The 25,574-nt window shown below is 71.3% G+C and carries 22 protein-coding genes; 9 read left to right on the top strand and 13 right to left on the bottom strand.

The features are described from left to right. Positions 1-212: 212 nt before the first annotated feature. The 10 genes from AB0I88_RS29010 to AB0I88_RS28965 all read right to left on the bottom strand — a co-directional run bounded on the left by AB0I88_RS29010 (position 213) and on the right by AB0I88_RS28965 (position 12,466). On the bottom strand, positions 213-704 hold the full coding sequence (locus AB0I88_RS29010) for a sarcosine oxidase subunit gamma family protein (RefSeq protein ID WP_361031401.1): 492 nt from the start codon (positions 702-704) through the stop codon (positions 213-215). After that, a complete protein-coding gene (locus AB0I88_RS29005; protein ID WP_361031399.1) occupies positions 697-3,468 on the bottom strand; it encodes a 2Fe-2S iron-sulfur cluster-binding protein in 2,772 nt (923 codons plus the stop codon). The genes AB0I88_RS29010 and AB0I88_RS29005 overlap by 8 nt, the downstream gene beginning before the upstream one ends. Before the next feature lie 73 nt (positions 3,469-3,541). Further along, a complete protein-coding gene (locus AB0I88_RS29000; protein ID WP_361031396.1) occupies positions 3,542-3,781 on the bottom strand; it encodes a sarcosine oxidase subunit delta in 240 nt (79 codons plus the stop codon). A gap of 19 nt (positions 3,782-3,800) precedes the next feature. Further along, on the bottom strand, positions 3,801-5,015 hold the full coding sequence (locus AB0I88_RS28995; RefSeq protein WP_361031393.1) for a sarcosine oxidase subunit beta family protein: 1,215 nt from the start codon (positions 5,013-5,015) through the stop codon (positions 3,801-3,803). Further along, on the bottom strand, positions 5,000-5,965 hold the full coding sequence (locus tag AB0I88_RS28990) for an ABC transporter substrate-binding protein (protein ID WP_361031390.1): 966 nt from the start codon (positions 5,963-5,965) through the stop codon (positions 5,000-5,002). The genes AB0I88_RS28995 and AB0I88_RS28990 overlap by 16 nt, the downstream gene beginning before the upstream one ends. A 3-nt stretch (positions 5,966-5,968) precedes the next feature. Beyond that, positions 5,969-7,927, bottom strand: a complete 1,959-nt coding sequence (locus tag AB0I88_RS28985; protein ID WP_361031387.1) for an ABC transporter permease subunit — start codon at positions 7,925-7,927, stop codon at positions 5,969-5,971. Next, positions 7,927-8,964, bottom strand: a complete 1,038-nt coding sequence (locus tag AB0I88_RS28980; RefSeq protein ID WP_361031384.1) for a betaine/proline/choline family ABC transporter ATP-binding protein — start codon at positions 8,962-8,964, stop codon at positions 7,927-7,929. Before AB0I88_RS28980 ends, AB0I88_RS28985 begins: the two co-directional genes overlap by 1 nt. Positions 8,965-8,995: 31 nt before the next feature. Next, entirely contained in the window at positions 8,996-10,423 is a 1,428-nt protein-coding gene (locus tag AB0I88_RS28975) for an aldehyde dehydrogenase family protein (RefSeq protein WP_361031381.1), read from the bottom strand. 73 nt (positions 10,424-10,496) lie between these two features. Then, positions 10,497-12,149, bottom strand: coding sequence for a choline dehydrogenase (gene betA, locus AB0I88_RS28970; RefSeq protein WP_361031378.1), 1,653 nt, complete (start codon positions 12,147-12,149; stop codon positions 10,497-10,499). Beyond that, positions 12,146-12,466, bottom strand: coding sequence for a bifunctional 3-phenylpropionate/cinnamic acid dioxygenase ferredoxin subunit (locus AB0I88_RS28965; RefSeq protein WP_361031375.1), 321 nt, complete (start codon positions 12,464-12,466; stop codon positions 12,146-12,148). The genes betA and AB0I88_RS28965 overlap by 4 nt, the downstream gene beginning before the upstream one ends. A gap of 319 nt (positions 12,467-12,785) precedes the next feature. Here AB0I88_RS28965 and AB0I88_RS28960 point away from each other — a divergent pair, with 319 nt between their 5' ends. From AB0I88_RS28960 to AB0I88_RS28945, 4 genes are all read left to right on the top strand, one after another. Then, complete coding sequence (locus AB0I88_RS28960) at positions 12,786-13,562, top strand: IclR family transcriptional regulator (protein ID WP_361031372.1); 777 nt, start codon at positions 12,786-12,788, stop codon at positions 13,560-13,562. Between the two features lie 73 nt (positions 13,563-13,635). Beyond that, positions 13,636-16,056, top strand: a complete 2,421-nt coding sequence (locus tag AB0I88_RS28955) for an FAD-dependent oxidoreductase (protein WP_361031369.1) — start codon at positions 13,636-13,638, stop codon at positions 16,054-16,056. Between the two features lie 9 nt (positions 16,057-16,065). Then, positions 16,066-17,184 carry an aromatic ring-hydroxylating dioxygenase subunit alpha gene (locus tag AB0I88_RS28950; RefSeq protein ID WP_361031366.1) on the top strand — a complete coding sequence of 373 codons (1,119 nt, stop codon included), beginning with the start codon at positions 16,066-16,068 and terminating at the stop codon, positions 17,182-17,184. Positions 17,185-17,212: 28 nt separating this feature from the next. After that, a complete protein-coding gene (locus tag AB0I88_RS28945; RefSeq protein WP_361031363.1) occupies positions 17,213-18,373 on the top strand; it encodes a TetR family transcriptional regulator in 1,161 nt (386 codons plus the stop codon). 4 nt (positions 18,374-18,377) lie between these two features. On the opposite strand, the gene AB0I88_RS28940 is transcribed toward AB0I88_RS28945, so the two are convergent. Then, on the bottom strand, positions 18,378-19,604 hold the full coding sequence (locus tag AB0I88_RS28940; protein WP_361031360.1) for an oxygenase MpaB family protein: 1,227 nt from the start codon (positions 19,602-19,604) through the stop codon (positions 18,378-18,380). 182 nt (positions 19,605-19,786) lie between these two features. On the opposite strand from AB0I88_RS28940, the gene AB0I88_RS28935 reads away from it, so the two are divergent. Genes AB0I88_RS28935 through AB0I88_RS28920 form a run of 4 tightly spaced genes read left to right on the top strand, consistent with a single transcriptional unit; the run spans position 19,787 to position 22,959 of the window. Continuing rightward, positions 19,787-20,788: a tripartite tricarboxylate transporter substrate-binding protein gene (locus AB0I88_RS28935; RefSeq protein ID WP_361031357.1), complete on the top strand. Its 1,002-nt coding sequence runs from the start codon at positions 19,787-19,789 to the stop codon at positions 20,786-20,788. Continuing rightward, positions 20,789-21,238 (top strand): tripartite tricarboxylate transporter TctB family protein, encoded by a 450-nt coding sequence (locus tag AB0I88_RS28930; protein ID WP_361031354.1) that lies wholly within the window; start codon positions 20,789-20,791, stop codon positions 21,236-21,238. Beyond that, complete coding sequence (locus AB0I88_RS28925; protein WP_361031353.1) at positions 21,238-22,743, top strand: tripartite tricarboxylate transporter permease; 1,506 nt, start codon at positions 21,238-21,240, stop codon at positions 22,741-22,743. Before AB0I88_RS28930 ends, AB0I88_RS28925 begins: the two co-directional genes overlap by 1 nt. 21 nt (positions 22,744-22,764) lie before the next feature. Continuing rightward, the gene (locus tag AB0I88_RS28920; protein WP_361031350.1) at positions 22,765-22,959 is read left to right on the top strand and encodes a hypothetical protein; all 195 of its coding nucleotides are present in this window, start codon (positions 22,765-22,767) and stop codon (positions 22,957-22,959) included. On the opposite strand, the gene AB0I88_RS28915 is transcribed toward AB0I88_RS28920, so the two are convergent. After that, positions 22,899-23,942, bottom strand: a complete 1,044-nt coding sequence (locus AB0I88_RS28915) for a DUF5937 family protein (RefSeq protein WP_361031347.1) — start codon at positions 23,940-23,942, stop codon at positions 22,899-22,901. The two genes, AB0I88_RS28920 and AB0I88_RS28915, sit on opposite strands and share 61 nt — an antisense overlap. A gap of 79 nt (positions 23,943-24,021) precedes the next feature. Between AB0I88_RS28915 and AB0I88_RS28910 the strand changes: the two genes are divergently transcribed. After that, positions 24,022-24,384, top strand: coding sequence for a YciI family protein (locus AB0I88_RS28910; protein WP_361031344.1), 363 nt, complete (start codon positions 24,022-24,024; stop codon positions 24,382-24,384). A gap of 204 nt (positions 24,385-24,588) precedes the next feature. Here AB0I88_RS28910 and AB0I88_RS28905 read toward each other — a convergent pair whose 3' ends face one another. Then, a complete protein-coding gene (locus AB0I88_RS28905; protein ID WP_361031461.1) occupies positions 24,589-24,891 on the bottom strand; it encodes a MerR family transcriptional regulator in 303 nt (100 codons plus the stop codon). Positions 24,892-25,574: the final 683 nt, after the last annotated feature.

The raw sequence follows: 25,574 nt of genomic DNA, 5'->3' as shown, positions 1-25,574 counted from the left end.
TCGATTCACTAGGGTCGATCAGTAAAGTTAGTTGTGCGAAGTGCGAGACGGCGCGGTGGAGTAGCGGTCGCCGGGAATCGACCTGATCTTCCGCGACCGCCGCAACAGAATCTTCTCTTCGTCCTTGATGGTCAACACCGCGGACCGAAATTTACGATGGTGCAACCTCGAAACCGGTTTTCGTCGTCACGCATCGTGTTATGGGAGCGCTATCAGTCACCGTCGGTGAATTCCTGCGCGGCGTCGAGAAGCCACTCGGCCAGATGCGCCGCGAAAGACGCACGCACCAGAATCGAGTACCCCGCCTCCCGCCGCCAGATCACCACCGGCGCATGAGCCATCGTGGTCTGTGCACAGTCACCCACCCGGAAGACGCGCGGATGCAGGTCCAGAGCGCAACCCATGGCCAGCAGGTCGAGCACCCGCGAGCCGCCCACCGCCACCGTGGTGCGCTGGGCCGAGACGTCCACCACGGACAGACCCGCGAGTTCCGTGGCACCGCCCGGCGGGCCGACCGTCAACCATTCGTCCGGACCGAGTTGGAGAACGCTCACATCGCCGGACGGCAGAACCGCCGGGAAGACCCGCACCGACAGCTGCGTCAGGAACGGCACCTCGGCCACCGTCACCGCGCCCCCGGTCGCGTCCGCCACCGCCGCCAACCGGTCGGCGGCGCCACCGAGAGGAGACCTCCGCTCAGCCATCGCGCCGGGCTCCTTCCGGGTCGTAGAGAACCGAACCGGTGACCGTCACCGGCGTCAGACCGTCGTCGAGGGTCGCCCACAACGTCCGGCCCAGCAGACCGCGGCCGCCGCGGACCAGGGCGAGCGCGAACGTCCGGCCCAGCGCGGCACTGTGGTACGACGAGGTCACATGCCCGAGAGCCGAGGTCTCGCCGGGGGCGGCCAGCAGGTGCGAACCCTCCGGCAGCAGGGTTCCGTCGTCGGGGAGCAGCCCGACGAGCTGCTTGCGGTCCGGGCGCGCGGTGTCCGTACGGGAGAAGGATCTGCGGCCGGTGAAATCGGCCTTCTTGCGCGAGACCGCCCAGCCCAGCCCCAGATCGTGCGGGGTGACCGTGCCGTCGGTGTCCTGGCCGATGATCGGGTAGCCCTTCTCCGCGCGGAGCACGTGCATCGCCTCGGTGCCGTAGGGCGTGATGCCGAACGGGGCGCCCGCCGCCAGCAGCGCCTCCCACAGCGTCACGGCGTCCCACCAGCTCACGTTGATCTCGTAGGCCAGCTCGCCGGAGAAACTGATCCGGCAGACCCGCGCGCTCAGGCCGGCGACCGTGGCGTCGCGCCACGTCATGAAGCCGAACCCGTCCCGGCTCACGTCGAGATCCGGCGCCAGCGCGCCCAGCACCTCCCGGGAACGCGGGCCGGCCAGCGCCACGGTGGCCCACTGCTCGGTCACCGACGTGCAGTGGACCCGCAGATGCGGCCACTCGGTCTGCAGCCACTCCTCCATCCAGTCGAGGACCGCTGCCGCGTTGCCGGTCGTCGTGGTGACCAGGAAATGCTCCCCGGCCAGGCGGATCACGGTGCCGTCGTCGAAGACCATGCCGTCCGGGCGGCACATCACGCCGTACCGGATCGCGCCGGGCGCCAGCGTGCTGATCATGTTGGTGTAGAGACGGTCCAGGAACAGCGCGGCGTCCGGGCCCCGCACGTCGATCTTGCCGAGTGTGGAGGCGTCCATCATCGCCACGCCCTCCCGGGCGGCCCGGCACTCGCGCAGCACCGCGGTGACCATGTCCTCGCCCGCACGCGGGTAGTACCAGGGCCGCTTCCACTGGCCGACGTTCTCGAACAGCGCGCCGTTCGCCTCGTGCCACGCGTGCAGGGCGGTGACCCGGACCGGATCGAACAGCATCCCCCGGTCCCGGCCGGCCAGCGCCGCGAACGTCACCGGCACGAACGGCGGCCGGAACGTCGTGCCGCCCAGCGCGCCGACCTCCACCCCGAGCAGCTCCGCGGTCACCCCGCTGGTCAGCGTCCCGGACGTCTTGCCCTGATCGTGCGCGGTCCCCGCGGTGGTGTACCGCTTCACGTGCTCGGCCGAGCGCATCCCGGTCCCGGTGGCCCGCGCCAGATCGGCCACGGTCACGTCCCGTTGCAGATCCACCCACTGCGCGGCCGGATCCCCGCCGGGCAGCGTCCAGACCGCGATCGGCGGCGTGCCCGCGGGCTCCGCCGGCTCCGGCAGCACCACCTCGCCGGCCACGAGACCGGCGGCCTCCGCGGCGCGCCTTCCGGCCGCGGCCCCCTGCTCCAGACAATCCCTCAGCGGGTACGCGCCCGAAGCCGCCCCGGCGACCTCCAGCGCCTGCCGGCAGCCCCCGTCCGGGCGGAAGGCGGCCAGCCCGGGGTCGTAGGCCAGACGCCCACCCGCCTGGCTGAACAGCGCGCCCACCGGATTCCAGCCGCCGGACACCAGCAGCAGGTCGGCCTCCAGCCGGCGCTCGGTCCCGCCGGGGGACCGCAACGTCACCGCCTCCACCCGATCCCGCCCCGCCACCGTGCCGACCACCCAGCCGGGCAGGACCTCGAACCCGTCCGCGCCGGGGCCACCGCCGGGCCGCAGATCGGCGATCGCGGCGATCTCCACACCGGCGGCGCGCAGATCCCGGGCCACGGCGTAGGCGCTGTCGTTGGTGGTCAGCACCACGGCACGGCGGCCGGGCAGCACCGCGTACCGGTTGACGTAGGTGCGGGCCGCCCCGGCCAGCATCACCCCCGGCCGGTCGTTGTCGGCGAACGCCAGCGACCGCTCGTACGCCCCGGTGGCGAGCACCACCCGGCGGGCCCGGATCCGCCAGATCCGCTCCCGGGCCCGGTGCGCCGGCAGCCCCGGCCGCCGCTGGACCGCCACCACGTAGTTGTCGTCGTAGTAGCCGAACGCCGTGGTCCGGGTCAGCAGCCGCGCCTCGGGGGCGGCCGCCAGGTCCGCCACCACCGCGTCCACCCAGTCCAGGTGCTCCCCGGAGCCGAGAAGGCCGCCGCCCGCCCGGATCTGGTCGTCGACCACGACGACCCGGGCCCCCGACGAGGCGGCCACCGCGGCGGCGGCCAGCCCGGCCGGCCCGGCCCCGACCACCAGGACGTCGCAGTGCGCGTGCACGGCGTCGTACCGGCCCGGATCGGGATCCCCGGCGAGCCGCCCCCGGCCGCGCAGACCGTGGGCCACCAGGCCGTCGTACAGCTCGACGGTGGTGGCCGTCAGCATCGGCTCCGGGAACGGCTCGTCGATCTGCACGATCGCGTTCGGCTCCTCGGCGCCGGCGGCGAAGATGCCGCGCGGGCGCCCGGTCCGGATGCCCGACGACACGCGGTGCACGCCGTTGGCCAGCAGCGCCGACGCGAGCGTGTCACCGCGGTGGCCCTCGTACTCCCGGCCGTCGAACAGGAACGCCGGCGAGCTGTCCCGGTCCACGAGCCCACCCCGGTCGAGCCGAAACGGCTGGCTCATGGCGTCACCTCCGCTTCGCTCCGGCGCCGCCATGAGTTCAAACCTGAGCCGACTGATTCGCTCGCAAGCTCGCTCATGGCAGCACCTCGTTGGTGACCGTGTCGCGGACCAGGGTGAACCAGCGACGGCAGCCGGCGCTGTGGCACCACCGCTCCCGGAACGGGCCCCTCGGGTTGTCGCGGAAGAACAGGTACCGGGCCCACTGCTCGTCGGAGAGCGCGTCCGGGTCGGCCGGATACGCCACCCCCGCCTGGCCGCCGTAGTGGAACTCGGACTCGTCACGTGGCCCGCACCAGGGGCAGGGCAGCAGCATCAAGATGGTTCCTCGCAGCTCAGTGGGCGACCGCGGCGGCGCCGTGCTCGTCGACGAGCGCTCCGGTGACGAAACGCTCCAGGCTGAACGGGGCGTTCAGCGGGTGGGGCTCGCCGTGCGCCACCGTGTGCGCGAAGCACCAGCCCACCCCGGGGGTGGCCTTGAACCCACCGGTGCCCCACCCGCAGTTCAGGTAGAGGCCGTCGACCGGAGACAACCCGACGATCGGGGAGGCGTCCGGGGTGACGTCCACGATCCCGGCCCAGGTGCGCAGCACGTGCGCCCGGGCGAAGAACGGGAACAGCTCCAGCGCCGCCGACATCTGCCGCTCGATGATGTGGAAGGCGCCGCGCTGGCCGTACCCGTTCCAGGTGTCGATGCCGGCGCCCATCACCAGTTCGCCCTTGTGCGCCTGGCTGACGTAGACGTGCACGGCGTTCGACATGACGACCGTCGGGTGCACCGGCTCCAGCAGCTCGGACACGAGCGCCTGCAACGGGTGGCTCTGCAACGGCAGGTCGATCCCGGCGGTCGCCGCCACCACCGAGGTGTGCCCGGCCGCGCTCAGCGCCACCCGGCCCGCCCCGATCGTGCCGCGGCTGGTGTGCACGCCGGTGACCCGGCCCCCGCTGATGCGAAGGCCGGTCACCTCGCAGTCCTGGATGAGATCCACACCGAGCGCGTCGGCGGCCCGCGCGTACCCCCAGGCCACGTAGTCGTGCTTGGCGATCCCGGCCCGCGGCTGGTAGGTCGCGCCGAGCACCGGGTAGCGCACGTCCGGTGAGATGTTGACGATGCCGCACACGTCGCGCACCTGCTCGGGGGTGAGCCATTCGGCGTCGATCCCGTTGAGCCGGTTGGCGTGCACCCGGCGTACCCCGTCCCGGACGTCCTGCATGCTGTGCGCCAGGTTCAGCACTCCCCGCCGGCTGAACTGGATCGGGTAGCCGAGCTCCTCCTCGAGCCCCTCCCACAGTTTCAGCGAGTGCTCGTAGATGCCGGCGCTCTCGTCCCACAGATAGTTGGACCGGATGATCGTGGTGTTGCGGGCCATGTTGCCGCCCGCGAGCCAGCCCCGCTCCAGCACCGCCACGCTGGTGATCCCGTGGTTCTTCGCCAGGTAGTAGGCGGTGGCGAGGCCGTGCCCGCCGCCGCCCACGACGATCACGTCGTAGGCGGCGGCGGGTTCCGGGTTACGCCACAACCGGTCGGGGTGGACTACTTGCCCAGCCACGCCTTCACCTTGTCCGGGTTCGCCTCGACCCACTTCTCGGCGGCGTCGGCGGCGGACATCTTGTCCTGGGCGATGTACTTGGCGACCGTGTTCTGGTCCTCGTTGGTCCACGAGAAGTTCTTGACCAGCTGGTAGGCCGGGCCGTTGGCGTCGGCGAACTTCTTGCTGACGATCTTGTCGAGGTCGTACTCGGGGTAGTCGCAGGCGACCTTCGCGGCGTCGGCGTCACAGCCGGCCGTGTACGGCGGCAGGCTCACCTTCTTGAGCGGCACCTCGGCCAGGAACCACTGCGGCTCGTAGAAGTAGCCGATCAGCGGCGTCTTCTTCGCCTCGGCCTGCCGGAACGCCGTGATCAGCGCGGTCTCGCTGCCGGCGTACACCACCTTGTAGTTCAGCTTCAGGTTCTTCACCAGCGCCTCGTCGTTGGTGACGAACGACGGGTCGCCGTCGAGGAGCTGGCCCTTGTCACCGGACTCGGAGGTCTTGAACTGCGACGCGTACTTGTTGAGGTTCTTGTGGTCGAGGATGTCCGGGTACTTCTCGGCCATCCACGGCGGCACGTACCAGCCGATGATGCCCTTGTTGCCGGTCGACCCGGCGGCCACCGCCGTCTTCTGCTCGTCGATGTACTTCTTCTTCAGGTCGTCGTGACCCCAGTTCTCGACGATCGCGTCCACCTCGCCGGTGCCGAAGCCCTGCCAGGCGATCTCCTCCTTGAGGTCCTTCTTGGTCACCGTGCAACCGAGATCCTTCTCCGCGACGTACGCGATGACCGCCGCCGTGGCCTCGTAGCCGACCCACGGGTTGACGGCCAGGTTGAAGCTCCCGCAGGCGGGCGCGCCGGCGGACGCACCGGGTGCCGCCGCCGTCTCGCCGACCTTCTCACCGCCGCAGGCGGTCAGGGCGAGCGCGGTGATCGCGGCTGCCGCCGTGATGCGCGTCAGTTTCATTGTTCAGTGACCTTTCCTGGTTTTCGAGGGGGAAGAGGCGCGGGCGAGCATGATCCCGAGCAGCACGATGGCCGCCCCGGCCGCGAGGCCCTTGCCGTACAACTGGCCCTGGGAGAAGCCGGCGACCACGTCGTAGCCGAGCGCGCCGGCTCCGACCAGACCGCCGACCACGACCATGGACAGCACGTAGATGAGGCCCTGGTTGGCGGCGAGCGTCAGCGACCGCCGGGCCATCGGCAACTGCACCTTGGTGATCAGTTGCCAGGTGCTGGATCCGGCGGCGGTGGCGGCCTCGACCGTGGTGGCCGGGATGCCGCGCACGCCGTCCGCGACGATCTTGATGGCGACCGGGGCGGCGAACACCACCGCCGCCACGATCGCGGTGAACCGGGTGGCCGCGAAGAGGGCCACGAACGGCACCAGGTAGACGAACGCCGGCATGGTCTGACCGGCGTCCAGAACCGGGCGCAGGATCCGGTCCACGTGCCGGTTGCGGCCCATCCACACGCCGACGACCACACCGAGCACCATCACCAGCAGCGTCGCCACGATCGTCATGGCCAGCGTGGTCATGCTGTCCTGCCACAGCCCGGTGCCGATCAGCAGCGCCACGCAGGCGGTCGTGGTGAGCGCGGCCCGCAACCCGCCGATCAGCGCGGCGAGCACCACCGCGACCGCGCCGGCCAGCCACCACGGTGACTCGGCGAGCAGCGCCTGCAGCGGGTTCAGCAGGACGGCGGTGACCAGGTTCTTGACCGCCTCGGTGACGGTGAACAGCTCGTCCTGGGCCCAGACGGTGGCCGTCTCGGCGCCGCGCGCGATCGGGCCGCCGATCCGGTAGGTGTCCGGGAACTCGGCGGCCCACACGTACGTGTGGGACAGGTAGCAGCAGACCGCGGTCAGCAGCCCGAGACCGGCCACCAGCGGCCGGCGTGCGCGGGAGGCCGGCCCGGTCCGGCGGGCCCGGTCGCCGGCGGCCGTCGTGACCCGGTCCAGCACGATGGCCAGCACCACGATCGCGAGGCCGGCGTTGAACGCGGCGCCCACGTCCAGGGTCTGCAACGCCTTGACCACCGACTTGCCCAGGCCGGGCGCGTCGATGAGCGCCGCGATGGTGACCATCGACAGCGCCGCCATGATCGTCTGGTTGACGCCGAGCACGATGGTGCGCTTGGACAGCGGCAGCAGCACCCCGGTGAGCGTCTGCCGGCCGGTCGCGCCGAGCGACTCGGTCGCCTCCACCGCCGAGCGGGGCACCGAGCGGATGCCGTGCGCGGTGAGCCGGATGGCGGGCGGCATCGCGTAGATCAGCGTCGCGATCGCCGCCGACGCCGGGCCGATCAGGAACAGCAGCGTGAGCGGGGCCAGGTAGACGAACGTCGGCATGGTCTGCATGAAATCCAGCGCCGGGGTGATCAGCCGGTGGAACCGGTCCGACAGTCCCGCCCAGATCCCCAGCGGGATGCCGACCAGCAGCGAGATCAGCACCGCCGCGACCGTCAGCGCCAGCGTGTCCATGCTCTCGGTCCACAGGCCCTGCAAGCCGAGGAACACGAACCCGCCGGCCGCCAGCAGCGCTACGCGCCAATTCCCGAAGACCCAGGAGGCGTACGCGACGAGCGCCACCACCCCGAGCCAGCCCAGCACCGGAACCGGGCGCCCGAAGGACGGCTGTGCGATCAGGTCCTGCAGGAACGTGACCAGGGCGTCGATGCCGGCCCGGATCTCGTTGAAGAAGTACAGGAACACCGGGCTGGAGTTCCGGTCGGCGCCGACCGTGTCGTTGACGTCGTTGAGCCATCGGTGCAGCGGGGTCAGGTCGGCGGGGGAGAGGCCGAGCGTGTGCATGCCGCGTACCGGGATCCACAGCACCACCCAGGCGAGCAGCACCGCCGCCACCAGCACCGGCCGGCCGATCCGGCGACGGGCCGCCGGTGGCGCGGCGATCGTCGTGGCGGCCATCAGACGGTCGCCTCCGCGCCGGTGACGACGGTCAGGATCCGTTCGCCGGTGACGACGCCGAGAAGTGTCCCGTCCTGCACCACCCGGACCGGCGCGCTCGCCGCGAGAACGGTCCGGACCGCGTCGCGGACGATCACATCGGGGCCCAGTTCCGGGCCGTCCAGGGCGTCGTCCGGGCGGGGCTGCCGCATCACCCAGCGCAGCGTGAGCACGTGCGACTTCGGCACGTCCCGGACGAAGTCGCGCACGTAGTCGTCGGCCGGCGCGCCGACCAGGTCGTCGCCGGTGCCGCACTGCACCGCCGCGCCGTCCCGCATGATCAGGATCCGGTCGCCCAGCTTCAGCGCCTCGGACAGGTCGTGGGTGATGAACACCATCGTCTTGCCGACCTCGCGGTGCAGCCGGATGACCTCGTTCTGCATGTCCCGGCGGATCAGCGGGTCCAGCGCCGAGAACGGCTCGTCGAAATAGAGCACGTCCGGGTCGACGGCCAGCGCCCGGGCCAGGCCGACCCGCTGCTGCATGCCGCCGGACAGCTCGTCGGGGTAGCTGTGCTCGTACCCGTCCAGGCCGACCAGCTCGATGACCTCCCGGGCCCGGCGCTCCCGTTCGGCCCGGCCCGCGCCACGGATCTCCAGCCCGTACGCCACGTTGTCGACGACCTGCCGGTACGGCAGCAGCCCGAAGTTCTGGAACACCATCGAGAACTTGTGCCGCCGCAGGTCCCGCAGCCGTCTGCGGCCGGCGTTCAGGATGTCCTCGCCCTCGAACACCACCTTCCCGGCGGTCGGTTCGACGAGCCGGGTCAGGCAGCGGACCAGCGTCGACTTGCCGGACCCGGACAGGCCCATGACCACGAAGACCTCACCGGGCGCCACGTCGAACGACACCTGGCGGACCGCGGCCGTGCAGCCGGTCCGGTCGATCAGCTCCCGCCGGGACAGCGCCGCCAGCTCGGCCGAGCGCGGCACCCGGTCCGCCTTGGGCCCGAACACCTTCCACAGGTCCCGGACCGAGATGACGGCCTCGGTGGTCATCGTTGCGACTCCAATGTCGAGAACGGAAAGGCTACGGACGGAACCAGTGCTGCGGACGGGGGTCGATGTTCTGCCAGACGTGTTTGGCCTCGCGGTACTCGTCCAGGCCGCGCGGGCCCAGTTCGCGGCCGACACCGGACTGCTTGAACCCGCCCCACTCCGCCTGCGGCACGTACGGGTGGTAGTCGTTGATCCAGACGGTGCCGTGCCGCAGCCGGCCGGCGACCCGCTGCGCCTTCCCGGCGTCGCGCGTCCACACCGCCCCGGCCAGCCCGTAGTGGGTGTCGTTGGCGATCCGCACCGCCTCGTCCTCGCCGGAGAACGTCTCCACGGTGAGCACCGGCCCGAACGACTCCTCGGTCACCACGCTCATCCCGGACCGGCAGCCGTCGAGCACCGTGGGCGGGTAGTAGAAGCCGCCGGCCAGCGCCGGGTCGTCCGGCCGCCGCCCGCCGCAGCGCAGCACCGCGCCCTCGGCGATCCCGGCCGCCACGTACCTCTCGACCTTCTCCAGGTGGGCGGCCGAGATCAGCGGCCCGGTCTCCGCGTCCGGGTCGAACGGGCCGCCCAGCCGGATCCGCGCGGCCCGCTCCACGATCGCGTCCACGAACGCGCCGTGCAGCGGCTCCTCGACGATCAGCCGCGCCCCGGCCGAGCACACCTGCCCCGAGTGCAGGAAGACCGCGGTGAGCGCGAAGTCCACCGCGGTCTCGACGTCGGCGTCGGCGAACACCACGTTCGGGTTCTTGCCGCCGAGTTCCAGGGCCACCCGTTTCACCGTGGCGGCAGCCGCGCCCATCAGCGCCCGGCCGGTGGCCAGACTGCCGGTGAACGAGACCAGGTCGACGCGCGGGTCCTCGGCCAGCGGCGCGCCCACCTCGGGCCCGGCGCCGAGCACCAGGTTCGCCACCCCGTCCGGCAGCCCCGCCTCGGCCAGCAGCCCCATCAGCCGGATCGCCGTCGACGGGGTCAGCTCGCTGGGCTTCAGGACGAACGTGTTCCCGGCGGCCAGCGCGGGGGCCACCTTCCAGGACGTCTGCAGCAGCGGGTAGTTCCACGGCGTGATCAGCCCGCACACGCCGACCGGCTCGTGCACGACCCGGCTGATCGCGTCGGTGCGCCCGGTCTCGACGACCCGGCCCGCGTCGGCCGCCGCGATGCCCGCGAACCAGCGGAACGCCTTCGCCACGTCCGCCATGTCGTACTCGCTCTCCACCAGCCGTTTGCCGGTGTCGAGCGATTCGGCGCGGGCCAGGACCGCCGCGTCCCGGTCGATCAGGGCGGCCACCCGGTGCAGCAGGTCGCCCCGCTCGACCGCCGGCGTGTGCGGCCACGGGCCCTCGTCGAACGCCCGCCGGGCCACCGCGATCGCGGCGAGCGTGTCGGCACGGGTGTGCTCGGCAACCGTGGCGACGACGCTGCCGTCGGCCGGGTTGCGGATCTCCCGGGTGGCGCTCATTGCGCCACCTCCGCTGCGCTCCGGCGTCGCAATGAGTTCAAATCTGAGCTGACCGATTCGCTCGCAAGCTCGCTCATGTGCTTCCCTGCCGGAAGAACGGCGCCGGTTCCGCGGCGAGAGGCGTGTTGCCGAGGATCAGGTCGGCGGCCTTCTCGGCGATCATCATCACCGGGGCGTAGATGTTGCCGTTGGTGACGTAGGGCATCACCGAGGCGTCGACGACCCGCAGCCCGCCGACCCCGTGCACCCGCATGCTCCCCGGATCGACCACCGACATCCCGTCGACCCCCATCCTGGCCGTACAGGACGGGTGCAGCGCGGTCTCGCCCTCCCGCCTCACCCAGTCGAGGATCTCCTCGTCCGACTCGACCGCCGGCCCGGGGGAGATCTCACCGCCGTTGTACGCGTCCAGCGCCGGCTGGTTCAGGATGTTCCGCGCCACCCGGACCGCCTCCACCCACTCCCGCCGGTCCTGATCGGTGGACAGGTAGTTGAACCGCAGCGCCGGATGCTCCCGCGGATCCCGGCTGACGATCTTCACGCTGCCCCGGGCGTCGGAGTACATCGGTCCGACGTGCACCTGATACCCGTGCCCGCCGGCCGGCGCCGAGCCGTCGTAGCGGACCGCGATCGGCAGGAAGTGGAACATCAGGTTCGGGTACGCGACGGTGTCGTTGGAGCGGACGAACCCGCCCGCCTCGAAGTGGTTGGTCGCGGCCGGGCCGCTGCGCAGGAACAGCCACCGCGCGCCGATCCACGGCCGGTGCCGCCATTTCAGGTACGGCTGCACCGACACCGGCCGGGTGCAGGCGTACTGGACGTACACCTCCAGGTGGTCCTGGAGGTTCTCGCCGACGCCGGGCAGGTCGTGGACCGGGGTGACGCCGAGTGCGGACAGTTCGCGCGCGTTGCCGATCCCGGACAGTTGCAGCACCTGCGGGGTGTTGATCGCCCCACCGCAGAGGATGACCTCACCGGCGTACACCCGGTGCGGGGGACCACCACGGCGGGTCGTGTACTCGACGCCGACCGCCCGCTCGCCGTCGAACAGGACGCGGGAGACGAGCGTGCGGGTGCGTACCGTCAGATTGGGTCTGGTCATGGCGGGATGCAGGTAGGCGCGCGCCGCGGAGAGCCGCCGCCCCCGCCGGATGTTGCGGTCGAAGAGGGCGAAGCCCTCCTGGCGCTCGCCGTTGACGTCGTCGGTGGCGGCGTAACCGGCCTGCCGGCTCGCCTCCAGCATGGCCCCGAAGAGCGGGTTCGTGCCGGGGCCGCGTTCCAGCACCAGCGGCCCGTCGTGCCCCCGGTACGGGTCGTCCGGGTCGGCGGCCAGGCACGACTCCATCCGTTTGAAGTACGGCAGGCAGTGCGCGTAGTCCCAGTCGGCCATGCCTTCGTCGGCGGCCCAGCGCTCGTAGTCCAGCGGATTGCCCCGCTGGAAGATCATGCCGTTGATGCTGCTCGACCCGCCGAGGACCTTGCCCCGGGCGTGGTAGACGCGCCGGCCGTACATGTGCGGTTCGGGCTCCGACTCGTACTTCCAGTCGTAGAACCGGCTGCCGATCGGGAAGGTGAGCGCCGCCGGCATGTGGATGAAGACGTCCCACGGGTAGTCCGGCCGTCCCGCCTCCAGCACGAGCACCCGGTTGCCCGGGTCGGCGGAGAGCCGGGCGGCGAGCGCGGAGCCGGCCGAACCGCCGCCGACGATCACGAAGTCGTACCTCATGGCCGGGCCTCCCCGGCGAGCGCCACGTGGACGACGCCGTCGGTCACCTCGACCCGGTGGGTGCGGACCGGCCTGCTCGCGGGCGGCGCGTCGGCCTCGCCGGTGCGCAGGTCGAAGCGGGAGCCGTGCAGCGGGCACTCCACCTCGCAGCCCTCCAGCCAGCCGTCGGCCAGCGAGGCGTCCTGATGCGTGCAGGTGTCGTCGATGGCGAAGACCTCCCCGTCCTCGGTGTGGAAGATCGCCACCGGCGGATCGGTCTCCCACCGGTACGCCTCTCCCGGGGGGATCGAGCTGAGCGGGCACACGGGCTGCAGCATCAGGCCTCCTGCGGCACGGCACGCACCCGGCGGCGCCACCGGGTGAACGATCTCGGCCGGCTCCCGCCGGGCGGCGGCGGGCGGCCGAAGGGGTGGCGGGACCCGGCTCCGATGTGGATGATCTCGCCGGGGAGGGATCGGCGGCGCGGCGTGGCCCCGACGATCGCGACTTTCTCCACGCCGGTTGTCGCCCCCTGTTGTGGAACACGGAACAGTCAGTGAGATCCGCAACAGACTGTCGTTGTATTGATCGATAGTCAAGAGTGGACAGAAGACCTGTTCCGACTCGCAACGTGCCGGAAACCCCTAGTGTTGCGCCATGAGCAACGAGTCCGAGCCGGGTCCCGCCCTCGTGCAGTCCGTGGACCGCGCCTTGAGCATCCTGGAGATCCTGGCCCGGCGGCGCAGCGCCGGCGTCACCGAGATCGGCCGGGAGCTGGGCGTGCACAAGTCCACCGCGTTCCGGCTGCTCGCCGTTCTGGAGAGCCGGGGCTTCGTCGAGCAGGCGCAGGAGCGCGGCACCTACCGCCTCGGCCTCGGCGTGGTCCGTCTCGCCGGTACGGTGGCCGCGCAGCTCGACCTCAGCCGGCAGGGCCACGAGGTGTGCGACCGGCTCGCCGCCGAGGTGGGGGAGACCGTCAACATCGCCATCCTCGACGGCAACCGTGCCGTCAACGTCACCCAGAGCCGGGGCGCCGCCTCGGTGACCAGTTACGACTGGGTCGGCCGGCAGACGCCGCTGCACGCCACGTCCAGCGGCAAGGTGCTGCTCGCCCACGCGCCGGAGGCGGTCCGGGTGGCGGTGCTCGCCGGTCCCCTCGAACGCTTCACCCCCGCCACCCTCACCGGCGCGGCCGACCTGACCGCCGAACTGGACGGGATCCGGTCGGCGGGGTGGGCGTCCACGAGCGAGGAGTACGAGGTGGGCCTCAACGCCGTGGCCGCGCCGATCCGTGGCGCCGACGGTTCGGTGCTGGCCGCCCTCAGCGTCTCCGGGCCGGCGTACCGGCTGGACCCGGCGGCGTTCCCGGACATCGCGAAGCGGGTGATCGCCGCGGCCGGCGAGGTGAGCGGCCGAATGGGATTCCTGCCTTGACGCGGGCCTGACTATGCGTTGAAGCTGTTGCGTAGTCCAGATCCGGTTGCGCTCCACGAAACGCAGGGATCCCATGGCCAAGCCTGCTCGCGTAGTCATCATCGGCGCCGGCGTCGTCGGCAGCGCCTTGGCGGACGAGCTCACCGAGCGCGGCTGGACCGACGTCACCGTGGTCGACCAGGGCCCGCTGTTCACCCCGGGCGGTTCCAGCTCGCACGCCCCCGGCCTGGTCTTCCAGACGAACCCGTCGAAGACCATGACCGAGCTGGCCGCCTTCACGGTCGGGAAGCTCAGCGGCCTCACCCTCGACGGGCGGTGGTGCTTCCGGCAGGTCGGCGGCCTGGAGGTGGCCACCACCGAGGCCCGCCTGCACGACCTCGAACGCCGGCACGGCCTGGCCACCTCATGGGGTGTCGAGTCCGCGCTGCTCGACCCGGCCGAGTGCGCCGCCGTGCACCCGTTGCTCGACCCGGCCCGGATCCTCGGCGGATTCCACGTGCCCACCGACGGGCTGGCCCACGCGGTCCGCGCGGTGCAGGCACAGGCCCGCCGCGCGATCGGGCGCGGCGCCCGCTTCCTCGGCGGGCACACCGTCACCGGCGTCGGGCAGCGCGGCGGCCGGGTCACCGGTGTCGAGACGGATCAGGGTTTCCTCCCGGCCGACGTGGTGGTGTGCGCCGCCGGTTTCTGGGGCCCGGAGATCGGCCGGATGGTGGGGCTCACCGTGCCGCTGCTGCCGCTCGCCCACCAGTACGCCAGGACCGGCCCGGTGCCCGCCCTGGCCGGTGTGAACGACCCGGTCCTGGAGGCGAGCAGGCCCATCCTGCGGCACCAGGACCGGGATCTCTACTTCCGGGAGCACGGCGACCGTCTCGGCATCGGCTACTACGGCCACCGCCCGATGCCGGTGCGCGAATTCCTCTCCCCGGCTGAGGCGCCGGTCATGCCGAGCGTCCTGGAGTTCACCGCGGACGACTTCGCCCCGGCCTGGCGCGACAGTGTCGCCCTGCTGCCGGGGCTGGCCGCCACCGAGGTCGAGGAGGGGATGAACGGCGTCTTCTCCTTCACCGCCGACGGCTTCCCGCTGCTCGGCGAGCACCGGGAGCTCGCCGGGTTCTGGGTGGCCGAGGCGGTGTGGGTCACCCACTCGGCCGGCGTGGCCCGGGCCGTCGCGCGGTGGCTGGTGGACGGCAACCCCGGCATCGACCTGCACGAGTGCGACCTGCACCGGTTCGAGCGCGTGCAGCTGGCGCCGGGCTACATCGAGGAGAGAGCCAAACAGAACTTCATCGAGGTGTACGACGTGGTCCATCCGTTGCAGCCGATGGAACACCCGCGGCCCCTGCGGACCAGCCCGTTCCACCCCCGGCAGCGGGACCTGGGCGCGGTCTTCCTGGAGGGCGCCGGCTGGGAGCGGCCGCACTGGTACGCGTCGAACGCCCCGGCCGGGACACCGCCCCGCGACGACTGGTCGGCCCGCTACTGGTCGCCGATCGCCGCCACCGAGGCGGCCGTCACCCGGCAACGCGTCGCGATGTACGACATGACGCCGCTCAAACGGTTCGAGGTGTCCGGGCCGGGGTCGCTCGGCTTCCTCCAGTACCTGACGACCAACGACGTGGACAAACCGGTCGGCTCCGTCACGTACACCCTGATGTTGGATTTCGGCGGGGGCGTCCGCAGCGACCTGACCGTGGCCCGGCTGGGCGACCAGACGTTTCAGGTCGGTGCCAACGGGCCACTCGACGAAGACTGGATGCTGCGCCACCTGCCCGATTCTGTTCAGCTTCGGGACATCACCGGTGGCACCTGCTGCATCGGCCTGTGGGGTCCGCTGGCCCGCGAGGTCGTCCAGCCGCTGACCGATGCCGACTTCTCCAACGCCGCGTTCAAGTACTTCCGGGCGCGGCAGGCCTACGTCGGCGAGGTGCCGGTCACCGCGATGCGGCTCTCCTACGTGGGCGAACTCGGTTGGGAGCTCTACACCTCGGCCGACCTGGGACTCAAGCTCTGGGACACGCTCTGGGCGGCGGGACAGCGGCACGGGATCATCGCGGCCGGGCGCAGTGCCTTCAACAGTCTCCGGCTGGAGAAGGGCTACCGCGCCTGGGGCACCGACATGACGACCGAAAACGATCCCTACGAGGCGGGGCTCGGTTTCGCCGTCCGGATGGACAAGGGCGACTTCATCGGGCGTTGCGCCCTCGACGGCCGCGCCGCACCGGCTCGGCGTCTCACCTGCCTCACCCTCGACGACCCCGCGGCCGTCGTGATGGGCAAGGAGCCGGTGTACGCCGACGGCGCCCCGGCCGGCTTCGTCACCAGCGCCTCCTACGGCTACACCATCGGCCGCACCGTCGCGTACGCGTGGCTGCCCGCGTCGCTCACCGCCCCGGGCACCCCGGTGGCCGTCGAGTACTTCGGCGCGCGGCTGCCGGCGACCGTCCGGGCGGAGCCGCTGTTCGACCCGAAGATGGAACGCATCCGCTCGTGAGGGGCAGCCGTGACCGCAAGCCTCATCCCCACCCTTCCCGGCCACTACTACACCGACCCGGCGATCTTCGCGCTGGAGCAGTCGCGGATCTTCGAGACCATGTGGTTCTGCGCGGCGCGCTCCGCCGACCTGCCGAAACCGGGCAGCTTCCGGACCGTCGACGTCGGCCGGGAGAGCGTCGTCATCGTCCGCGGCCGCGACGGCGCGCTGCGCGCCTTCCTCAACGTCTGCCGGCACCGGGGCGCGAAACTGTGCGCCGAACCGGGTGGTGAGGTGCGGCGGGCCATCCGGTGCCCGTACCATGCGTGGACCTACGGGCTGGACGGCAGACTCGTCGCGGCGCCCAACCTGACCAGGATGCCGGACGTCGACCGCGTCGAGTACGGGCTCGTCGGCGTGCACCTGCGGGAGTGGATCGGATACGTCTGGGTGTGCCTGGCCGACGAGCCGCCGTCGTTCTCCGGCGACGTGATGGGCGCCGTCACCGAGCGGCTCGGCGACCTGGGCGCGATCGACTCGTACGGCATCGACCGTCTCGACGTGGGCCGGCGCATCACCTACGACGTGAAGGCGAACTGGAAGCTGATCGTCGAGAACTTCATGGAGTGCTACCACTGCGCCACCATCCACCCGGAACTGACCGAGGTGCTGCCGGAGTTCGCCGACGGGTACGCCGCCCAGTACTACGTGGGTCACGGCGCCGAGTTCGGGGCCGGCGTCCAGGGCTTCACGGTGGACGGGAGCGAGGGCTTCGCGAAGCTGCCCGGGGTGAGCGACGACCAGGACCGCCGCTACTACGCGATCACCATCAAGCCGCAGGTCTTCGTGAACCTGGTGCCCGACCACATCATCCTGCACCGGATGTACCCGGCCGCCGCCGACCGCACCGTCGTCGAGTGCGACTGGCTCTACTCCCGTGAGGTCGTCGAGGCGGGCCGGGACGTGTCCCGCTCGGTGGAGCTGTTCCACCGGGTCAACGTGCAGGACTTCGCCGCCTGTGAGCGCTGCCAGCCGGCGATGAGCTCGCGCGCGTACGCCCGGGGTGGGGTCCTGGTTCCGTCCGAGCACCACATCGGGGCCTTCCACGACTGGGTCACCGGACGGCTCGGAGCCGCTGTGATTGACTAGCGTTCATGCTCCGGTGCCAGGTGATGCGGTGACGGCCGGGCCGGCCTCGGCCACCCGCCCGCACAACCGCAAACAGCTCATCGTCGAGGCCGCCGGCCAGGCCTTCAGCGAGCGCGGTTATCACGGCGCGTCGATGGAGGAGATCGCCGCCGGGGTGGGCATCAGCGCCGCCGCGCTGTACCGGCACTTCCCCAACAAGTACGCGCTGTTCGCCGAGTGCGCCGACGTCATGGTGGACCGCCTGGTCGCGGCTGTCTCGTCGGTCGCCGACGGGTCACTGCGGGACGTGTTCGCCGCCGTCACCCGGGTGACCGTCGCGCATCGCGCGTCCGGCGGGCTGTACCGATGGGAGGCCCGCTACCTGGAGGCCGCCGACCGCCGCCGGCTGCGGGCCAAGTTCGAGCTGGTGGTCGGCCGGGTCGCCGAGCTGGTGGCCGCCGAGTTCCCGCTCCCGGACGCGCGGCTGCGGGCCGTGGCGGCGCTCGGCGCCATCGGGTCGATCACCATGCACCACACCTCCGTCGCCCAGCGCCGGATCGAGGACCTGCTGATCGGCTCGGCCCTGCACGTGGCGGCCACCGACCCGTCGGCGGCCGCCGGCAGCGCCGGCCTGGTCGAGCCGCCCGCCCCGCCGGTGCCGCGGACCCGGCGGGCCGAGATCCTGGCGGCGGCCATCCCGCTGTTCGCCCGCGACGGGTTCGCCAACGTGACGAACGCGCAGATCGCGCAGGCGGTGGGCCTCGCCCCGTCGGCCATCTACCGGCACTATCCCGGCAAGGTCGACATCCTGGTGGCGGCGTGCCTGCAGGCCGCCGGGCTGCTCGCGCAGGCGGTGGACCGGAGCCTGGAGCACGCGGCCGGCCCGCGGGAGGCGGTGGTGGCGCTGGCCGCGGCGTACGTGGCCTACAAGTTCGAGCACGACGCGCTCAACAACGTCGCCGAGGCGGAGATCGCCGGCCTGCCGGACGGCCTGCGCCGGCCACTGATCCTCGCCCAGCGCGAGCACATCGCGGTCTGGGAGCAGCAGTTGCGCGCCGTCCGGCCGGAGCTGGACGCGCGTCAGGCCCGGCTGCTGGTGCACGCCGGCTTCGGCGTGGTGGTCGAGGCCGGGCGCGCGCTGCGCTGGCAGAACACGCCCGGCCACCAGGACGCCGTCACCGCGCTGGTGATCGGCGCCCTCACCCTCTGACCGCTCAGGTGCCGGCCCGGTTGTGGGTCGGGATGGTGATCGGCGTGTACGTCGCCGACGTGCCGTTGTTCAGGAACAGCATGGCCACGCCGCGGATGAACCGGTCGAAGAGGGAGTACGTGTTCGGGATGATCCCCGAGGTGCCCTCCCGGAACGCCACGTACGCCGGCCAGCCGACCTCGATGATCGCCCGGGAGGCGTAGTCGCGCGGCAGCTTCAGCCAGTTGCCGACCTTGTCGCCGAGCAGGTAACGGGCGAACTCCCGCTGGAAGCCCTTGGTGACGCCCAGGTCGATCTCCGAGGTCAGCCCGAGCAGGATGTCGGCCAGGTCGATGCCCTCCGGGGTGGGCGCGAGCAGCGGCGTCAGGGCGTACTGCGACTGCTGCTTCGCGGCCGCCCAGGTCGCCGGGATGAAGTCGTCGCGCACGCCCAGCAGGTGCAGCGCCACCTGCCACATGTGCAGGAACGCCTCCTCCTCGGCGGCCGACATGCGGATGCCCCACGACTTGAGCTTGCCGTGCACGAAGGTGCCCAGGCTGTGGAAGGTGATCAGGATGTCGCCGTTGCTGATCGGGATGAAGTCCTGGTCGTCGGTGACGGCACGCCAGTGCGACGACTGCGGCAGCAGGTGGCGGACCGCGGCGTGGGTGAGCCGGGTCTTGTTCGAGGTGACCACGAAGTGCCCGGTCGGCTTGAAGGCGTCGAGGGCGCTCAGGTCGTACCCGTACGTGAAGGTCTTGGCGGCCCGCGACTTCATCACGGCGCCACCCTCGGACCAGTAGACGTTGCGGGCCTCGCGCGGGATGACCGTGCTCATGATGCCGCTGCCCAGCCCGTACAGCAGGAAGAGATACAGGCTCATCCGCTTGTTGAACTGGGCGGCCCGGTCCAGCTTGGTCTGGTCGGCCCAGGACGGCAGCCGGTTGTGCGCCTGAAGGTAGGTGGTGAGCGCGGCCGGGATGCCGCTGGGCAGCGGGTCGCCGTTGTTGATCCACTTCTCGAACGCGGTGTTGACGGCCGGGATCTGGCCGTTCTCCAGGAGGTCGACGAGCAGTGGGTCGGTGGCGTCGTCCCAGACGCTCCACGGGTCGGTGACCGTGTCGACGCCGGTGATCGACCCCGCGGAGGACCAGGCCCACGCCTTCGAGGGATCGGCGACGCCGACCAGGCCCAGGGCGGCACCGATGGTGAGGACACGTCGTCTGCTGAGATTCTGCATTAGCTTACCCACTTCCGTACACGGTGTGACGCGGGCGTTTCAAGGGTCATCGATATGTGATTTTGGATTAACATAGCGGCGCGCGGCCTAGTCGGCAAGACGTCTCGTCCGCCGGACCCCTCTAGTGATCTACGTCGATAGACGAATACGGTCGTTAAAGAGATCAGCAGGGTTGGCGACAAGGAGGTCAGGACATGGGCACCCGCAGGCCGCGGATGATCGCCGCGCTTGCCGTCGTTTCGCTCGCCGCCGCCTGTTCCCAGGGCGACGGCGGCGACGGGGGCGGCGCCGGCTATCCCGAACAGAACATCACCATCGTCGTGCCGTTCAGCGCCGGCGGCCCCACCGACACCGTCACCCGGATGATCGCCGACCCGATGGCGAAGGAACTCGGCGGCAAGATCGTCGTCCAGAACGTCGAAGGCGCCGGCGGCACGGTCGCCGCCGGCGAGGTCGCCCAGGCCGAACCGGACGGTTACACCGTCCTCATGCACCACATCGGCATGGCCACGGCGCCCGCCCTCTACAAGGACCTCGGATATCAGCCGCTCGAGGACTTCGCCACCATCGGGCTCGTCACCGAGGTGCCGATGACCGTCGTGGCCCGCCCCGGCTTCCCGCCCGCCACCCTCGCCGACCTCACCACCTACGTGAAGGCCAACCAGGACAAGGTCACCCTCGCCAACGCCGGGCGCGGCGCCGCCTCCCACCTGTGCGGGCTGCTCTTCCAATCCGCGGCCGGGGTCAAACTCCAGGAAGTGCCCTACCAGGGCACCGGGCCGGCGCTCACCGACCTGGTCGGCGGGCAGGTCGACTTCATGTGCGACCAGACCACCAACACCAGCGGCCAGATCACCGCGGGCAAGGTCAAGGCGTACGCGGTGACCACCCCCGAACGGGTCGGGAGCCTGCCCGACGTGCCCACCACCACCGAGGCCGGGATGCCGCAGCTCCAGGTCAGCGTGTGGCACGGGCTCTACGCGCCGGCTGGCACCCCACCGGAGATCGTGCAGAGACTGTCCGGCGCGCTCCAGAAAGCGCTCGCCGACCAGGCCGTCATCGACCAGATGGCCGAACTCGGCACCGCACCGGTCGCCGCCGGGGACGCCACCCCGGACGCGCACCGCGCCCAACTCGAGGAACAGACCCAGACCTGGGCCAAAGTCATCGCCGACGCCGGCGTACAGGCCTCGTAGATGCAGCGCCGACGGTCGCTTCCGGACGTGCTCGCCGGAGGGGTCTTCGCCGTGATCGGCGGCGCGTTCGTGGTGGGGTCGCTCGGCTACGACCGGGGGACCCCGCTACGGATGGGACCCGGCTACTTCCCGCTGCTGGTCGGCGCGATCGTGACCGTCCTCGGCCTGGCGATCCTCGTCAAAGGCCTGGTCGCCGGGTCGGACCTGCCGTTCGACGCGGTCTCCTGGCGGGCCGTCGCGCTCATCACCGTCGCGGTCGTCTTCTTCGGCGTCTTCGTCCGCGTGCTCGGATTCGTGCCCACGTCCTTCGTCACCGCCCTGCTCACCGCCTTCGCCAGCCGCCGGGTCCGGCCACTCACCGCGCTGGCCGTGGCCGCCGGCCTGACCGTCGCCGCGACCCTCGTCTTCATCGTCGGCCTGCAACTGCGGCTCCCCCTGTGGGGCTGGTGATGGACCTCTTCGACAACCTCGTCCTGGGCCTCTCCACCGCCCTGCTGCTGGAGAACGTCCTCTACTGCTTCGTCGGCGTGCTGCTCGGCACGGCCGTCGGCGTGCTGCCCGGCATCGGCCCCACCGCCACCGTCGCCATGCTGCTGCCGATCACCTTCAGCTTCGAACCGGTCACCGCGCTGATCATGCTGGCCGGCATCTACTACGGCGCCCAGTACGGCGGCTCCACCACCGCCATCCTGATCAACCTGCCCGGCGAGTCGTCGGCCGCCGTCACCGCCCTCGACGGTCACGAGATGGCCCGCCGGGGACGCGCCGGACCGGCCCTCGCCGCCGCCGCGATCGGCTCCTTCGTGGCCGGCACGGTCGCCACCGTCGTGCTGGCCGTCGCCGCCCCGCCACTGGCCGAGGTCGCGCTCCGGTTCGGGCCGGCCGACTACTTCGCGCTCGTACTCTTCGGCCTGATCGTGTCGATCACCCTGGCCCGCGGCTCACCGCTCAAAGCCCTCGCGATGATCGCCCTCGGCATCCTGCTCGGCACCATCGGCCAGGACATCTACACCGGTACGCCACGATTCGTCCTCGGCCGGCGCGAACTCTACGGCGGCATCGACTTCGTGTCCCTGGCCGTCGGCATGTTCGGCATCGCCGAGATCCTGCGCAACCTGGAGCACGAACGCGACCGCCCCGCCCTGCTCGGCCAGGTCGCCGGGCTGTGGCCCACCCGCGAGGACCGCCGCCGCATCGTCGGCCCGATCCTGCGCGGCACCGGCCTCGGCGCCGCCCTCGGCGTCCTGCCCGGCGGCGGCCACGTCCTGGCGTCGTTCACCTCGTACGCCGTCGAGAAACGCGTCTCGAAACGGCGGTCCGAATTCGGGCACGGCGCCATCGAAGGCGTCGCCGGCCCCGAATCGGCCAACAACGCGGCCGCCCAGACGTCGTTCATCCCACTGCTCACCCTCGGGCTGCCCGCCCACCCCGTGATGGCGCTGATGGTCGGCGCGTTCATCGTGCACGGCATCACCCCCGGCCCCGACGTGATCAACGACGAGCCGGAGCTGGTCTGGGGCCTGATCGCGTCCATGTGGATCGGCAACGTGCTGCTCGTCCTGCTGAACCTGCCCCTGATCGGCATGTGGGTCCGGCTGCTGCGCGTCCCGTACCAGGTGCTCTTCCCGATGATCGTGCTGTTCGCGGTGATCGGCACCTACTCGCTCGGGTTCAACGAGTACGACGTCTACGCGATCGCCTTCTTCGGGCTTCTCGGCTACGTCCTGATCAAATGCGGCTGCGAGCCGGCGCCGCTGCTGCTCGGCTTCGTCCTCGGCCCGCTCCTGGAGGAGAACCTGCGCCGCGCCCTGATCATCTCCCGCGGCGACCCCACGGTCTTCCTGTCCCGCCCGATCTCCGCCGCCCTCCTGCTCCTGACCGGCGCCGCCCTGATCGCGATCGCCCTCCCCGCCATCCGCCGCCGCCGCGAGACCGTCTTCACCGAGGACGACTGAGTTCCACAGCCGTACTGGACGATGCCGCCGAAGCGGGCCGGCAGGGCGCCGCACCCGGTGCTGAGCACCGGCGACCAGAGCGGCGCCAGGAAGCTCCTGGACACCAGGATGGACTCCCGCCCGTACGTCGGCCGCATCCCCGGCGACGAGCGCCTCTACCTGGCGCCCGGCGAGTCCGCCCTGGCCGCGGCCCCGGACAGGTTCGTCGAGACGTAGCCCCCGCCGGCGAGCGCCTCGCCCAGGGGTGTACGGGTGTGCAGCACCCGGCCACCGGCCCGCCGGCTGTCCACCAGCCCGGCGTCGCGCAGCACGGTGAGGTGGTGCGACGCCGTCGAGACGGCGAGCTCGGTCACGTGGGCGCACTCGGACGTCGACAGCGGCTCCTGAAGCCCCAGCACGAGCCGGGCCCGGGCGGCGCCCAGCAGCGCGGTGAGTGCGCCGAGCACCTCCGGCGCGGGGCGGTGCCAGCTCTCGGAGATGCCGTGCGCCGGATAGAAGATCGTCGGCTGGGTGGGCGCCTCGTCCAGCACGAAACAGCGGCGGGTGGCCATCACCGACGGGACCAGCACCAGTCCGGTGCCACCACAGTCCACCGTGTTCCCGTAGTGCCCCAACCCGACCCGGATCGCGCCGTCGTGCCAGGTCACGCTGGAGTGCAGGGTGGCGGCCATCTCGGCGATCCCGGCTTCGCCGATGCGCCGCGCCCGCACCGCGACGTCGGCGCGCAACAGGCGCAGCATCTGCGGCCAGACCGGCGCCAGCAGCGTCTCCCACACCTCCTGCCAGGCCGCGACGATCGCCGCCCGGGCACGCCCCGGATCGCCGGCCATCTCCCGCAGCTCCCGCTGCCGTGCGCCGCTCGACCGGATCACCATCTTCCGCAGGTCGGAGCGCACTCGCTCGTCCGGGATCCGGCGCAGCCGCTCCAGTTCCTCCTCAGGGGTCATGTCACCGGCCGGATCGGCGGTGAGGAAGTCGGGCAGGTATCCGTCGACGCCGCTGATCATCGCCATCAACCGGAACGCCGCACCGGCCGGTTCCTCCCGCAACGTGCGGAACCAGCCCCAGTGCAGCGGCGCGACCTGCGGACGGAGAACGACCCGCACCGCATGGACCAGCTCGTACCCCGGTGAGATCCCGAACCTGATCGCCGAGATGTCGGCCGAACCCAGCCGGAACTCCACGACCTTTCGATCCACATCGAAAGCCTAGTCGGCGTGCCCCCGCGCCCCGGAAGGTGAAGGCCGAAGCGACACGGCGAACCGGAGGAGCGATCGCATGGCTCAGTACTTCCTTACCGTCCCGCAGAACACCGCCGAGGCACCGACCTCGGCGTCGATGCGGGAGACGAACCCGGCGGAGATGGCGGCGCTGGTGGCCGCCGTCGGCCGGTTCAACACCGCACTGCGGGAGGCCGGCGCCTTCGTGCACGCCGGCGGCCTGCACCCGCCGTCCACCGCGGTGACCGTCGACGCCACCGCTGGCGAGCCGAAGCACAATCCCGGCCCCTTCGTGCAGGCGGACCAGTACGTCGGCGGCTTCTGGATCATCGAGGCGCCGGATCAGGGGGCCGCCCTCACCTGGGCCGGGCAGGCGTCCGCCGCGGCCGGCTCACGCATCGAGGTGCGCGCCCTCCAGTAGGACCCCTACCGTCCACCGAAGTCACCGAACAGTGCACCGAAGGCTGCGAAGGCGGAGGTACGAGGAGAGCCGCCGCCGGAGGTTCCGCTGACAGCCGGCCGCGCCCTCGCCGGGGCGGCCGACCGGTCGCCGTCTCACGCATCGGGCCGGGGGAGTGCACGCCTCAGCGGCACGTGATGGAGAAGGGGCCGCGAGCCGTCGGGCTCAGGCGGACTCCGCCGACTGGTCGCGGCGTAGTTTCCGATTCTGTTCGTGCGCCCTCTCGAGCTGGTCCTCGAGAGAGATGATCCGGCAGGCGGCCTCCAGGGCGGTGCCCTGATCCACCATCTCCCGAGCCCGTGCGGCGAGGCGCAACTGGTGCCGGGAGTAACGCCGATGCCCACCCGGTGACCGGAGCGGGGTGATCAGATTCGCCTCGCCGAGCCGGCGCAGGAACTCCGGCGAGGTGCCGACGATCTCCGCGGCGCGGCCCATCGTGTAGGCGGGGAAGTCATCGTCGTCGAACATGTCGTCGGGTCGGGTCACATACACCTCCATGACGAGGGCCCCGGCGCGGAAGCGCCGGGGCCCAGGGCTATCGGATTGAAACACCATCTACCGGCGCGAACGCCGGGTTCTCGTATCCGCTCCTGCCGGCATCGACAGCCGGGGACGCGGGGATCGCGTAAGCGTGACCGGAGACCACCTCTCGTTCCAAGGTAACTGCGGTGTCCGCCCTGGGGCTCGACTGAACCCGAAGCGGGCGATCCAACGGTGTTCGACCCTCCCTTTCCTCTACTCGCTGATTACCGTGGTGCTGTCGTGCTCACTCGCCGGTGCGGCGGCCCCACGCGACTTCATGGCCCCTGCACGTGCGGCGAGCTCTGTGCCAGGCCGGGCCTGAATCGGGCCCCGCCTGTCGTGCGGTGGTCCGTTGAGTCCCACCGCGGTGCCGAGCGAGCCACGACATCTTTCCGGGCCCTGCTTGACGCTCGGCACCTTCGTCTGCGTCTTTGACTGAACTACTTGGTCAACGCCAGAAACATTAGTCGCCCTTCGCGAGAAAATCTAGGTCCGTGGTCTCAGATTTTCTGGGTACACCCGGATCGGTGACGAGGTGGCTTTCGCCGGCACGTCGTGGACACGGGTGACGCGCCCCGCCACCGCGGGCAGGGCCGCGCTGTGCCGGGTGTGTCCGTCCGCGGGCGGCA

Source organism: Actinoplanes sp. NPDC049802, from assembly GCF_040656595.1.
Lineage (GTDB): Bacteria > Actinomycetota > Actinomycetes > Mycobacteriales > Micromonosporaceae > Actinoplanes.
This window is presented reverse-complemented; position numbering and strand designations above follow the sequence as displayed.